Genomic DNA, 13164 nt, shown 5'->3' with positions numbered 1-13164 from the left:
GGGACCGGCTCAGGCCAACTCATCGGCACCCGGTCGCTCATATTCGCCGAGACAGGCGGTGGTCTCGGCCCCCAGCAGCACTACCAGCCAGCTCAGGCAGTTCACATAGGCCCAGACAAACAGCATGGTCGCCAATGCCAACAACAAGGTTCAAGCCAGCTCTTCTGAGGCAGGCCGCTCATATTCACCGAGGCAGGCAGTGGTCTCGGCGCCAAGCAACACCACCAACCAGCTCAGGTAGACCCATACAAACAGGATGGGGATGGTCGCCAGCGCGCCATAGATGGCCTGATAGGAGGGGAAGTTGGTGATGTAAATGGCAAAGCCGCGCTTGGCCAGCTCGAACAGGGTCGCCGCCACCAAGGCCCCGATGAAGGCGTGCATCAGCCGCACCTTGCAGTTGGGCACCACGGTATAGACCAGCAGGAAGGTCAGTACCGAGAACAGGAACGGCAGGCCGCGCAGCAACAGATAGCCGATGCCGAACAGGCTCTCGGCCCCGAACAGCCGCAGCGAGAAAATGTAGGAGGAGATGGCGATACTGGCCCCGATAAGCACGGGCCCCAGCGTCAGGATCATCCAGTACATGGCGAATGCCTGGGCCAACGGCCTGCTCTGGGTGGAGCGCCAGATGTAGTTGAGGTTCTTGTCGATGGCCGAGATCAGCATCAGCGCCACCACGATCAGGGCGCCGATGCCGACTGCTGTGGTGTTGGTGGCGTTGGCCACGAAGCCGTCGATGTACTCCTTGAGCATCTCGCCAGCGGTGGGCACGAAGTTGTGATAGACGAACTGCTCCATCGCCTGCTTCAGGCTCTGAAACACCGGAAAGGCCGACATCATGCCGAATACCACGGCGATCATGGGCACCAGAGAGAGCAGGGTCACATAGGCCAGATAGCCGGCGGTGACCGTCAGCCTGTCCTGCTGGAAACGGCCCCAGACGAACTGGGCAAAGTGGCCGCCATCGTGGCGTAAAAAAGAGAGGGCATGGCCAAGACGGCCACCGAATTTCTGCTGCATTGTCGCTCCCAACGTCTTCATAGTGCAGGCATTGTGTCAGATAGCATGGTCATTTGACCACCCATGGGCCGGCCGGATGCGACTCGCACCGGCACCTGCAGCCGCCTGCCTGCGGCGAACAGGCATAAAAAAAGAGGCCCGAAGGCCTCTCTCTGTCTGTCGATGAACAGATATCAAGCACGACCGGCGCGCTTGCGATCCATCTCGGTCAGCAGTTTCTTGCGGATACGGATGCTCTTCGGAGTGACTTCGACCAGTTCATCGTTGTCGATGAACTCCAGAGCCTGTTCCAGCGACATGCGGATCGGCGGAGTCAGCACCTGGGCTTCGTCGGTACCGGAGGCACGCATGTTGGTCAGCTGCTTGCCCTTCAGGCAGTTCACGGTCAGGTCGTTGGAACGGGAGTGAATACCGATCACCTGGCCTTCGTACACTTCGGTCGCGTGACCGATGAACAGACGACCGCGGTCTTGCAGACCGAACAGGGCATAAGTCAGCGCCTTGCCGGTAGCGTTGGAGATCAGCACGCCGTTCTGACGCTCGCCGATGCTGCCACCCTTGTGCGGACCGTAGTGGTCGAAGGTGTGGTACAGCAGACCGGTACCTGAGGTCAGGGTCATGAACTCGGTCTGGAAGCCGATCAGGCCACGGCTCGGGATCATGAAGTCAAGGCGAACACGGCCCTTGCCATCCGGGGTCATGTTGGTCATCTCGCCCTTACGCAGGCCGAGTTGCTCCATCACGGAACCCTGGTGTGCTTCTTCCACGTCCACAGTTACGGTTTCGAACGGTTCTTGAAGAACGCCATCTACGGTGCGCAGGATAACTTCCGGACGGGATACCGCCAGCTCGTAACCTTCGCGACGCATGTTTTCGATCAGGATGGACAGGTGCAGTTCACCACGGCCAGAGACACGGAACTTGTCCGGATCATCGGTCTCTTCCACGCGCAGGGCCACGTTATGGACCAGCTCCTGGTTCAGACGCTCCAGGATGTTGCGGGAGGTCACGAACTTGCCCTCTTTACCGGCGAACGGTGAGGTGTTGACCTGGAAGGTCATGTTCACGGTCGGTTCGTCAACGGAGAGCGGCGGCAGCGCTTCAACGGCGCCGTTGTCACAGATGGTGTCGGAGATCTTCAGCTCGCCCAGACCGGTGATGGCGATGATGTCGCCAGCTTGCGCATCGGCCACTTCGGTACGGGACAGACCCAGATAACCCAGCACCTGACCGACCTTGCCGGTACGGGACTTGCCGTCGGCACCGACGATGGTGACCTGCTGGTTGGTCTTCACGCGACCACGGGTGATGCGGCCGATGCCGATGACGCCAACATAGGAGTTGTAGTCCAGCTGGGAGATCTGCATCTGGAAACCACCATCGGCATCAGCCTTGGGCGCTTCCACGTTGTCGACGATGGCCTGGAACAGCGGTTCCATATTATCGGACTCAACGTCCTGATCCATGGTGGCCCAACCGTTCAGTGCAGAGGCGTAAACAACTTTGAAGTCCAGCTGTTCGTCGGTGGCACCCAGGTTGTCGAACAGATCGAATACCTGATCCATTACCCAGTCAGGACGAGCACCCGGACGGTCGATCTTGTTGATGACCACGATCGGCTTCAGACCCTGGGCGAATGCCTTCTGGGTCACGAAACGGGTTTGTGGCATCGGGCCGTCAACGGCATCAACCAGCAGCAGCACGGAGTCAACCATGGACAGTACGCGCTCTACCTCACCACCGAAGTCGGCGTGACCCGGGGTATCAACGATGTTGATGCGGTAGTCGTTCCAGCGGATCGCAGTGTTCTTGGCGAGAATGGTGATGCCACGTTCCCGTTCCAGATCATTGGAGTCCATGATCCGTTCCTGGCCTTCCGTGGAGCGGTCCAGGGTGCCGGACTGCTGCAGCAGCTTATCAACCAGAGTCGTTTTGCCGTGGTCAACGTGCGCAATAATCGCAATATTGCGTAAATTCTCTAACATTCTCGCCTCAATCACCGGGTAAAATTGGGCGCTAATTGTACTCTCGCCTTTGTGATCTGCCTAGCAGAATTGCAGTACATTCGCGCACAACAGGGGATCAGGATCATAGACCTTCCGATCAAAGCCTGCTTAGATGGGGGCTGACCGTATAACGCGCACCATTTTAGTGCACCAAAACGATCCATGGATGCACTACTTTGATGCGTAACGCGCTGAGATGGCGGGTCTCAGGGCTGGCTTATAGCCCCAAATGCCCTGAAATCAAGCTGTCACAAACTTGGCACGATACTGGCTTATGTGAATGTGATGACGCATTCACCCTAAGAGTTTTAACACCGGAGGTTACTTAGCATGTCAGCCCAGAACGTTTTGGCCCTGATCCAGGAACACGAAGTCAAGTTTGTCGACCTGCGCTTTACCGACACCAAGGGTAAAGAGCAGCACGTATCCATCCCTTCCCATCAGGTTGACGAAGATTTCTTCGAAGACGGCAAGATGTTCGATGGCTCCTCCATCGGCGGCTGGAAGGGCATCAACGAATCAGACATGGTGCTGATGCCGGATGCGGCCTCCGCCAAACTAGATCCGTTCACCGAAGAGACCACCCTGAACATCGTCTGTGACGTGCTGGAACCGGCCACCATGCAGGGCTACGACCGCGATCCGCGCTCCATCGCCAAGCGTGCCGAAGACTTCCTGAAGTCCAGCGGCATCGCCGACACCGTGCTGTTCGGGCCGGAGCCGGAATTCTTCATGTTCGACAACATCACCTTCTCGAACACCATGGGCCACAGCTTCGTGAAGATCGAATCCGAAGAAGCAGCCTGGAACTCCGGTACCGATTACGAGCACGGCAACAAGGGTCACCGTCCTTTCGTCAAGGGTGGCTACTTCCCGGTCGCGCCGGTTGACTCCTCTCAGGACATCCGTGCCGCCATGTGTCTGGTGCTGGAAGAGATGGGCCAGGTCGTTGAAGCTCACCACCACGAAGTGGCGACTGCCGGTCAGAACGAGATCGCGACCCGTTTCAACACCCTCACCCTGAAAGCGGATGAAGTGCAGGTACTGAAGTACGTGATCCACAACGTGGCCCACGCCTACAACAAGACCGTCACCTTCATGCCGAAACCCATGTTCGGTGACAACGGCTCCGGCATGCACTGCCACCAATCCCTGGCCAAGAACGGCGTCAACCTGTTCGCCGGTGACCTGTACGGCGGTCTGTCCGAGATGGCGCTGCACTACATCGGCGGCATCATCAAGCACGCCAAAGCCATCAACGCCTTCGCCAACCCGACCACCAACTCCTACAAGCGTCTGGTACCGGGTTATGAAGCACCGGTCATGCTGGCCTACTCTGCCCGCAACCGCTCTGCCTCCATCCGTATCCCGGTCGTGCCGAGCCCGAAAGCTCGCCGCATCGAAGTCCGCTTCCCGGATCCGGCTGCCAACCCGTACCTGGCCTTCGCAGCCCAGCTGATGGCCGGTCTGGACGGCATCATCAACAAGATCCATCCGGGCGATGCCATGGATAAGAACCTGTATGACCTGCCGCCGGAAGAAGCTGCCGAAGTGCCGACCGTGGCCGGCTCTCTGGACGAAGCCCTGGCCGCGCTGGATGCGGATCGCGAGTTCCTGACCCGCGGTGGCGTGTTCAGCGACGACTTCATCAACTCCTACCTGGAGCTGAAGCAGCAGGACGTTGACCGCGTGCGCATGACCCCGCACCCGCTGGAGTTCGAACTGTACTACTCCGTTTAATCCGGAAGCCAGCTCAGAACTTGACCAAACCCGCCGACAGGCGGGTTTTTTCTCTGATAGGATTAAGCAAAATCCCGTCAAGGAGAGATGGATGAAAAACGCCAACCCAGTATGGATGCTGAGCCTGTTGCTGCTGACCGCCACCGGCGCCCAGGCTGCCAAGGTATACTCCTGGACCGACAGCCAGGGGGTCGTTCACTACACGGATGCCCCTCCCCCCGGCCAGAAAGCCAAGGAGGTCGATCTGCGCGTCGCCCCCTTCATCGGCAGTTCACCCCGCTCGGTGCAAGTTGACAACTTCAACAGCCTCACCGGCGTCGATGCCAAGAAAGAGAAGGAAGCGGCCAAGCTGGTGATCGAGCTGCTCTCCCCGGAACAGGGCAGCACCCTGCGCGACAACACCGGCAACGTGGTGTTTCAGGGTCAGATCAGCCCCCAACCGCCGACCCAGTACGATGTGCGCCTGACCCTAGACGGCAAGGCGGCCCCCATCGTTAAAAACTCGCTCGCCATCCGGGTCGAAAACCTCGATCGCGGTGCCCATGAGGCCCAGCTCGAGCTGCTCGCCAAAGACGGTACGATCCTTGCTAAATCCAAGCCAGTCACCTTCTACCTGCACCGGGCCAGCATCAATCCTGCACCCAAAGTGACCCCCCTCAACAACAAGGGGTGATCCTGTGCCTCGATACGGGTAGACTAAATGCACCACATTGGTGCATTGCTGGTGTATAGCACCGTTTTAGGGAGAAACCTGTGCCAACCCGCCCGGATCAAGCCAAGATACTGCTCGATAACTTGCTGACCGCCGTCATCCTGATGGATGAACGGCTCTGCATTCAGTTCGTCAACCCGGCCGCCGAGCAGTTGCTCTCCCTCAGTCAGCGCCGGCTGATCGGTATCGAACTGCCCCACCTGCTGGAGCATATTTCCCTCGATCTGCAGCGGCTCAAGCAGTGCCTCAGCTCGGGACAAGGCTTCACCGACAGCGAAGTCACCCTGGTGGTGGAAGGAGAGCCCAGACTGGTGGAGATGAGCGTCAGCCCGCTGGCCGATCATGAGCAGCGGCTGATGGTGGTGGAGCTGCGCAAGATCGACCAGCAGAAGAAGATCAGCCAGGAGCTGCAGCAGCATGCCCAGCAGCAGGCGGCCAAGGAGCTGGTACGCGGCCTGGCCCACGAGATCAAGAATCCCTTAGGTGGTTTGCGCGGCGCGGCCCAGCTGCTGCAAAAGGAGCTGCCCGATCCCGCCCTGCGCGAATACACCGGCATCATCATCGAACAGGCCGACCGGCTGCGGGTGCTGGTCGACCGGCTGCTCGGCCCCCAGCGCCCGGGTCGCCACCAGATGCACAACGTGCACTCGGTGCTGGAGCAGGTGCGCCGACTGGTAGAGCTGGAGCTGCCACCGACGGTGCGCATCGAGCGGGATTACGATCCCAGCATCCCGGAGTTCGAGATGGAGCCGGACCAGCTGCAGCAGGCCTTCCTCAACATGGTGCGCAACGCCGCCGAGGCCATCGGCGAGCAGACCGGCCTCATCCGCATCAAGACCCGCACCGCGTTCCAGATCACCATCCACGGCCAGCGCTACCGGCTGGCTGCCGAGATCAAGATCATCGACAACGGCCCCGGCATCCCGGACGCCATCCGCGACACCCTCTTCTATCCGATGATCACCGGCAAGGAGGGGGGCACCGGGCTCGGCCTCTCCATCGCCCAGAACCTGATCGACCAGCACAAGGGGCGGATCGATTGCATCAGCTGGCCCGGCCACACCGAATTCACCATCTTTCTACCGCTTCGCAAATAAGGGAACGTCATGACAGCAAAAGTGTGGATCGTCGATGACGACAGTTCTATCCGCTGGGTGCTGGAGCGCACCCTCGGCAGTGAAGGTTTCGAGTGCGAGAGCTTCGCCGATGGCGAGGCGCTGCTGAGCTCGCTGGAGATGCGCTCGCCAGACGTGATCCTCTCCGACATCCGCATGCCCGGCATCGACGGCCTCAGCCTGCTTGAGCAGATCCATCGCCGCCAGGCCGATCTGCCCATCATCATCATGACCGCCCACTCGGATCTCGACAGCGCGGTCAACGCCTACCAGCGCGGCGCCTTCGAATACCTGCCCAAGCCATTCGACATCGACGAGGCGGTCACTCTGGTGCGTCGCGCCGAGAATCACCTCAAGGAGCAACGCACCAAACGCAAGGCACGCCAGCAGGATCCGGCCAGCAGCCCGGAGATCATTGGCGAGGCACCGGCGATGCAGGAGGTGTTCCGGGCCATCGGCCGGCTGTCGCGCTCCAGCATCTCGGTACTGATCAACGGCCAGAGCGGTACCGGCAAGGAGCTGGTTGCCCACGCCCTGCACAAGCACAGCCCGCGCGCCCACAAGAACTTCATCGCCCTCAACATGGCCGCCATCCCGAAAGATCTCATCGAATCGGAACTGTTCGGCCATGAGAAAGGGGCCTTCACCGGCGCCAACAACATTCGCCACGGCCGCTTCGAACAGGCCGACGGCGGCACCCTGTTTCTCGACGAGATCGGCGACATGCCGCTGGATGTGCAGACCCGGCTGCTGCGGGTACTGGCCGACGGCCAGTTCTACCGGGTCGGCGGCCATCAGCCGGTGCAGGTGGATGTGCGGATCATCGCTGCCACCCACCAGAATCTGGAGAAGCGGGTGGCCGACGGCGAATTTCGGGAAGACCTGTTCCACCGCCTCAATGTCATCCGGATCCACATTCCCGCCCTCAAGGAGCGGCGTGAGGACATTCCCCAGCTGGCCCAGCACTTCCTGCTGCGGGCAGCCAAGGAGCTGAACGTGGAGGCCAAGAGCCTGCATCCGGATACCCAGGCCTACATCAGCCGCCTGCCCTGGCCGGGCAACGTGCGCCAGCTGGAGAACGTCTGCCGCTGGCTCACCGTGATGGCCTCGGGCCAGGAGGTGCTGGTGAGCGATCTGCCCACCGAACTGCTGACCCCCATCACCAGCACCGCCGAACCGGGTCAGCCGGCCCTGTCCGGCGGCTGGCAGCAGCAGTTGCAGGACTGGGTCGCCGCCAAACTGGCGCTGGGGGAGACCGACATCCTGGCCGATGCCCTGCCCCAGTTCGAACGGATCATGCTGGAAACCGCGCTGGACCATACCCATGGTCACAAGCAGGAGGCGGCACGGCTGCTCGGTTGGGGGCGCAACACCCTCACCCGCAAGCTGAAGGAGCTCGACCTCTCCTGAGTCCTTGGGAAAAACGATTCCCATCACGCCTTGGCAAAACACCGACCAATAAGACCCCGTTTGATTTCAAACGGGGTATCTTTTTTGAGATCCCTGCCTAGAATGGCAGGCTTTCACACCCGACTCGAAGAAGGCGCCATCATGATTGACAGATCTCTTCCCCTGACCGACCTGCACCGCCATCTGGACGGCAACATCCGCCCGCAGACCATCCTCGAGCTGGGCCGTCAGCACAACATTCAACTGCCCGCCTTCGAGCTGGAGGCGCTGCGCCCTCATGTGCAGATCGTCGAGAATGAACCGAGCCTGGTCGCCTTCCTCAAGAAGCTGGACTGGGGCGTGGCCGTGCTGGCTGACTACGACGCCTGCCGCCGGGTCGCCTACGAAAACGTGGAAGACTTGCTGCGCGCCGGCATCGACTATGCCGAGCTGCGTTTCAGCCCGGCCTACATAGCGATGGCCCACAAGCTGCACCCGCAGGGCGTGGTCGAAGCCATCATCGACGGCGTGGCGGCTGGCAGCCGCGACTTCGGCATCAAGACCAACCTGATCGGCATCATGAGCCGCACCTTCGGCACCGAGCAGTGCAAACAAGAGCTGGATGCCTGCCTGGCCCATCGTGAGCGGCTGGTCGCCATCGATCTGGCCGGCGACGAGCTGGGCTTCCCGGGCGAGCTGTTCACCGACCACTTCCGCCGGGTGCGTGATGCGGGCATGCGCGTCACCGTACACGCCGGTGAAGCCGCCGGCCCCGAGAGCATGTGGCAGGCCATTCGCGAGCTGGGTGCCGAACGTATCGGCCACGGCGTCAAAGCCATTCAGGATCCGGCCCTGATGGCCTATCTGGCCGAGCACCGCATCGGCATCGAGTCCTGCCTCACCTCCAACGTTCAGACCACCACGGTGACGAGCCTGACCGAGCACCCGATCCGCCAGTTCCTGGCCGCCGGCGTGCTGGCTTGCCTCAACACCGACGACCCGGCGGTGGAAGGCATCGACCTGCCCCACGAATACGAGGTGGCGGCCCCGGCTGCCGGCATGACGGTGAGCGAGATCCGCACCGCCCAGCAAAACGGCCTGACCCTGGCCTTCCTGAGCGAGGCCGAGAAGGCCGAGCTGAGCGCCCGCGCAGCCCGCCGCTGAGTGAAGCCAAGCCCAATAAAAAAACCGCCGAGAGGCGGTTTTTTTATTTCCCAACGACATCGACCGGCTTAGATCACCCGGGAGAACTGCTGCTGGCGCGCCTTGCTCCGCAGGTAGACATCGAAGCACATGCAGATGTTGCGGATCAGCAGCTGACCGGTGGAGACCACCTCCAGCCCCTCTTCGGTCATCCGCACCAGGCCGTCATCGATGAAGGTCTGCAACAGCTTGAGATCCTCCGCGAAGTACTCCTTGAACACCAGGCCATGGGCCTGCTCGACGGCGGCAAAGTTCAGGCGAAAATCGCAGATGAGGCGCTTGATCACCTCCCGGCGGATCAGGTCGTCCTGATTGAGAGAGCACCCCTTCCACTGGGCATGCCCCAGCGTTTCCACCTGACCATAGTAGGCCTTGAGCTCTTTCTGGTTCTGGGAATAGGCATCACCGATCATGCTGATGGAGGAGACTCCCAGCCCCAGCAGATCGCAATCCCCCTGGGTGGTATAGCCCTGGAAGTTGCGGTGCAGCTTGCCCTCACGCTGGGCCACTGCCAGCTCGTCGTCCGGCTTGGCGAAGTGATCCATGCCGATGAACTGATAACCACGGCCGGTCAGGAAGGCGATGGTGTCCTGCAGCATGGCCAGTTTTTCCTGCGGCACCGGCATGTCCGCCTCTTTTAGCTTGTGCTGGGCGGCAAAACGGCTCGGCAGGTGGGCATAGTTGAAGATGGAGAGGCGGGCCGGGTCGGTCTTGAGCACCTCTTCCAGAGTGTGATGGAAGCTCTCCCGGTTCTGGTGCGGCAGACCGTAGATGAGATCCAGGTTGGTGGAACGAAAGCCCAGTTCGCGGGCCCGCTCCAGCATGGCGCGGATGAAGTCGTTGTCCTGCTCGCGGTTGACCGCGACCTGGACCTCCTTGTTGAAGTCCTGCACGCCGAGGCTGATACGGTTGAAGCCGATTTCCCGCAGCACATCCAGCATGGAGAGCTCGATCTCCCGCGGATCCACCTCGATGCTGATTTCGCCCTCTTCGGCGAAGTGAAAATGCTCCCGCAACATGGCCATCAGCCGGCGAGTCTGGGGTTCATCCAGATAGGTGGGCGTGCCGCCGCCCCAGTGCAGCTGGGTCACCAGCCGCTGCTTGAACAGCGGGGCCTGCGCCTTGATCTCCTGCTCGAGGAAATCGAGGTACTGATCGGCCTTGTGACGGTGACGGGTGATCACCTTGTTGCAGCCGCAGTAGTAGCAGAGCTTGTGACAGAAGGGGATATGCACGTAGAGCGACAGGTTGCGCGCCGGATACTGGCTCGCGGCCTGGACGAAGTCCGGATAACCGAAACGCTCGTTGAACTCCAGCGCGGTGGGATAGGAGGTATAACGCGGACCGCTGTAGTTATATTTCTCGATCAGGGCCTGATCCCACACAATCTGTTCTGCTTGCACGCTTGCTTCCTCTTTTTGTTATCGGCTCACCGGCTTAACTGAAAATCCTTCAGTCTGGCCACATCCTCGAGGATCTGCGCCTCCAGCTCGGCCTCATAGCCACTGCGTTCGAGATCCATCTTCATGACTTCATTGCGTTTGAGGGCCCGTCTCGCCTCATGAGTCGGCATCTCCTTCACCTTCTCGTAGAGACCGTACAAACCCGGAAACTCGCCGGCAAAGGCGCGACCGCCCTTGATCTGCAACGCATCCAGCAGATTGGTCAACCGGATGGCGCCCTCGGAGTAGTCGCACTGACCATCCCGTACCGCATGGGCAATCACCCTGACACTCTCGAGGATCCGCTCATTGCGGGCCGCGATAGCCTGCTGCTGGCTGTCGTGCTGGCGCTTGAGACGCGCCAGCAGGGTACCGGCATACCAGGCCAGTCCCAACAAAATCAGGCCGCCCAACAAGGCGGCCAGCATCCATCCACTCATCACTTTTTCTTCGGCTCAGGCTTGGGCTCTGGCTGATAGTCGACCTGGGTGAAACGATCCCACAGCTCCTCTTCGGAGGCTGGCTGGCTCGGCTCGTCAAAGTCGGCCTCATCAAAATCAGCCTCGTCTTCGTCATCATCGGTGTCGATGATGCCAAGCTCGTCCATCAGCTCCTGATAGCGGTCAACCCGCTGATCGACCCAGGCCTGCTCGGTTGCTTCCAGGGTCTCACCGGCATCGAGCCGATCCAGCAGGTCATTCAGGCGATCATCATTCTCGATGGAGGCCAGTTCCTGCTCCGGCGTCATCACCAGCTTCTTCTCTTTGATCTGCTTGGGTGCGACCGGCTTGCTGCTCTTCTCTTCCACGATCAGGGCAACCGGCTTGCGGGAGCCGATGCGCGGATCCTTGGCCTGTTTGGTTCCACTATTCTTGCCGGCCTGCTCGACCTGCTGGCGGGATCCTGCCTTCAAGCCCTTGCGCTTGGCGGCGCGTTTGCGCTCACGGCCTTCCTGGGCACTGGCATCTGATTCTTTGCGCTTACCGGCAGGTTTGCGATTGGGTTGTTTAGCCGACATGAATGAATGACTCCGACAAATAACTGGATTGAAACCCGTTTCCGGTTCGAAAAGGTCCGGAAGAGGATGCTGACACGGGGGACGATGGATTAGAAACAGAGCGGGATCCCGCACCAATCCGGCCATAAATGGCCTTCGAATACCGCAGGATCGGCATCCTCTGGGCATGTTGCTGGTATTTTGACACAGAATGACCAAGCGGGTTAATGACCCAAAAGAAAAAAGGCAGCCGAAGCTGCCTTGATATGTTTATGCGAGTCCCATCCCTGGCTGCAAATCACCCTGTCCGTGGTGATACTTCTGCGCATCATATCTTGTGTATGGTCATCCTGACCTTAATTGGTCGATCCTGAATGTGCGTGTGCTTGCCTGACCCATGCAGACGACGTCCGGTCATCTTCTGGGGTGGTTGCTTCCCGCAGCCCCGCTCTTCCTGAACGGTCACCATCCTGGTCTTTCAATCCATTGCCTGCCACTCGCGTGGCCCTTGGCATCCAGCCTCATCGACATCCTGTCTTCACGACATCCCGGTCGTGAACCGCCGCGTGGGTCATTCCATGCATCCACTGTATCAATTTAATAATGTGACTCAATCCATCAGGAACGTTTTCAAACGGAGATAAACGACTTATTGTCATTTAACATATTGAAATTAATGAATTACTAAGCATTTTTCTAAAAATGTTTAAGCCCTGGCCAGGCTGATGAATGGGAGATCTCTTACAACAATGCGAGAAAAAATTGGCCAAATGGTGTTAAAGGCCGAAAAGAAACGAGGAGCCGGCGGCTCCTCGTCAATATCAATGAGATAATATCATCGGCTTGATCAGTGCAGACCTGCCACATATTTGGACAGTACTTCGATATCCTGATCGGTCAGCTTCTTGGCAACGTCCCGCATCATGCTGTTCGGGTCGTTGTCACGGGCAGCGGCCCTGAAAGCCGTGAGCTGGGCCTTGATGTAGGCAGGATGCTGGCCGGACAGGCTCGGATACTTGGCCTGCTCGACGCCCGAGCCGCGCGGACCATGGCAGGCAGTACAAGCAGCCAGACCACGGCTCATGTCCCCTCCCATGTAAAGCGCCTTGCCTGCAGCGACGGCGTCATCGGGTACTGCGAGCGGCGTCACCTTCTGACTGGAGAAGTAGGCTGCCAGGTCTTCCATGTCCTGTTCAGACAGAGGAAGCGCCATCGGCCCCATGATGGGTGCAACCCGGCCAGTTTGACCAGAAGCTGCAGCCTTCAGTTCAACTAACTGCTTTTTGATATATGATGCGTGCTGACCAGCAATCTTGGGATACATATCGACTAGGCTGTTGCCGTCCGGTCCATGACAAGCCGCGCAAACGGCAGCCTTGGTTTGTCCCGCAGCGGCATCGCCCTTGGCTTGTGCCATCCCCGTTACGCCAACCATCAGAGCAAGAGTAATGACTAGGTTCTTCATGGCGTTCCAACTTCTCGTTATTAGGCTTCCAGATCCCATGCCGCTGAAGGCATGTTAAAATAAACGCGTTTA

Annotated in this window: 11 protein-coding genes and 1 pseudogene; 5 read left to right on the top strand and 7 right to left on the bottom strand. The window is 59.7% G+C overall.

Going from position 1 to position 13164, the window contains the following annotated elements:
• Positions 1-9 precede the first annotated feature (9 nt).
• The 3 genes and pseudogenes from PG900_RS18740 to typA all read right to left on the bottom strand — a co-directional run.
• Positions 10-141 (bottom strand): annotated as a pseudogene (locus PG900_RS18740) (virulence factor BrkB family protein); the annotation flags it as partial.
• A gap of 9 nt (positions 142-150) precedes the next feature.
• Positions 151-1023: a virulence factor BrkB family protein gene (locus tag PG900_RS18735; protein ID WP_017410593.1), complete on the bottom strand. Its 873-nt coding sequence runs from the start codon at positions 1021-1023 to the stop codon at positions 151-153.
• Positions 1024-1196: 173 nt separating this feature from the next.
• On the bottom strand, positions 1197-3008 hold the full coding sequence (typA, locus tag PG900_RS18730) for a translational GTPase TypA (RefSeq protein WP_011704285.1): 1812 nt from the start codon (positions 3006-3008) through the stop codon (positions 1197-1199).
• 351 nt (positions 3009-3359) lie between these two features.
• On the opposite strand from typA, the gene glnA reads away from it, so the two are divergent.
• The 5 genes from glnA to add all read left to right on the top strand — a co-directional run bounded on the left by glnA (position 3360) and on the right by add (position 9149).
• Positions 3360-4769, top strand: a complete 1410-nt coding sequence (gene glnA / locus PG900_RS18725) for a glutamate--ammonia ligase (RefSeq protein WP_011704284.1) — start codon at positions 3360-3362, stop codon at positions 4767-4769.
• Positions 4770-4860: 91 nt separating this feature from the next.
• The gene (locus tag PG900_RS18720) at positions 4861-5442 is read left to right on the top strand and encodes a DUF4124 domain-containing protein (protein WP_270832014.1); all 582 of its coding nucleotides are present in this window, start codon (positions 4861-4863) and stop codon (positions 5440-5442) included.
• An 80-nt stretch (positions 5443-5522) separates the two neighbouring features.
• Positions 5523-6578, top strand: coding sequence for a nitrogen regulation protein NR(II) (glnL, locus tag PG900_RS18715; protein ID WP_011704282.1), 1056 nt, complete (start codon positions 5523-5525; stop codon positions 6576-6578).
• Between the two features lie 9 nt (positions 6579-6587).
• Positions 6588-8006 carry a nitrogen regulation protein NR(I) gene (gene glnG / locus PG900_RS18710; RefSeq protein WP_010635441.1) on the top strand — a complete coding sequence of 473 codons (1419 nt, stop codon included), beginning with the start codon at positions 6588-6590 and terminating at the stop codon, positions 8004-8006.
• A gap of 141 nt (positions 8007-8147) precedes the next feature.
• Entirely contained in the window at positions 8148-9149 is a 1002-nt protein-coding gene (gene add / locus PG900_RS18705; RefSeq protein ID WP_270832012.1) for an adenosine deaminase, read from the top strand.
• A 68-nt stretch (positions 9150-9217) separates the two neighbouring features.
• Here add and hemN read toward each other — a convergent pair whose 3' ends face one another.
• From hemN to PG900_RS18685, 4 genes are all read right to left on the bottom strand, one after another.
• On the bottom strand, positions 9218-10591 hold the full coding sequence (gene hemN / locus PG900_RS18700) for an oxygen-independent coproporphyrinogen III oxidase (protein ID WP_270832011.1): 1374 nt from the start codon (positions 10589-10591) through the stop codon (positions 9218-9220).
• 26 nt (positions 10592-10617) lie between these two features.
• Positions 10618-11058, bottom strand: coding sequence for a DUF2489 domain-containing protein (locus PG900_RS18695; protein ID WP_016349087.1), 441 nt, complete (start codon positions 11056-11058; stop codon positions 10618-10620).
• Positions 11059-11069: 11 nt separating this feature from the next.
• Positions 11070-11648, bottom strand: coding sequence for a Der GTPase-activating protein YihI (yihI, locus tag PG900_RS18690; protein ID WP_270832010.1), 579 nt, complete (start codon positions 11646-11648; stop codon positions 11070-11072).
• A gap of 826 nt (positions 11649-12474) precedes the next feature.
• Positions 12475-13092 (bottom strand): c-type cytochrome, encoded by a 618-nt coding sequence (locus tag PG900_RS18685; protein WP_016349084.1) that lies wholly within the window; start codon positions 13090-13092, stop codon positions 12475-12477.
• Positions 13093-13164: the final 72 nt, after the last annotated feature.

Origin of the sequence: Aeromonas sp. QDB03 (assembly GCF_027707985.1) — a bacterium.
GTDB lineage: Bacteria > Pseudomonadota > Gammaproteobacteria > Enterobacterales > Aeromonadaceae > Aeromonas > Aeromonas hydrophila.
This window is presented reverse-complemented; position numbering and strand designations above follow the sequence as displayed.

Bases quoted from the DNA above. Each gene is read 5' to 3' on its own strand.
- PG900_RS18720 (WP_270832014.1), top strand. From the start codon at position 4,861: ATGAAAAACGCCAACCCAGTATGGATGCTGAGCCTGTTGCTGCTGACC.
- yihI (WP_270832010.1), bottom strand. From the start codon at position 11,648: ATGTCGGCTAAACAACCCAATCGCAAACCTGCCGGTAAGCGCAAAGAA.
- PG900_RS18685 (WP_016349084.1), bottom strand. From the start codon at position 13,092: ATGAAGAACCTAGTCATTACTCTTGCTCTGATGGTTGGCGTAACGGGG.
- glnA (WP_011704284.1), top strand. From the start codon at position 3,360: ATGTCAGCCCAGAACGTTTTGGCCCTGATCCAGGAACACGAAGTCAAG.
- add (WP_270832012.1), top strand. From the start codon at position 8,148: ATGATTGACAGATCTCTTCCCCTGACCGACCTGCACCGCCATCTGGAC.
- PG900_RS18695 (WP_016349087.1), bottom strand. From the start codon at position 11,058: ATGCTGGCCGCCTTGTTGGGCGGCCTGATTTTGTTGGGACTGGCCTGG.
- typA (WP_011704285.1), bottom strand. From the start codon at position 3,008: ATGTTAGAGAATTTACGCAATATTGCGATTATTGCGCACGTTGACCAC.
- glnG (WP_010635441.1), top strand. From the start codon at position 6,588: ATGACAGCAAAAGTGTGGATCGTCGATGACGACAGTTCTATCCGCTGG.
- PG900_RS18735 (WP_017410593.1), bottom strand. From the start codon at position 1,023: ATGCAGCAGAAATTCGGTGGCCGTCTTGGCCATGCCCTCTCTTTTTTA.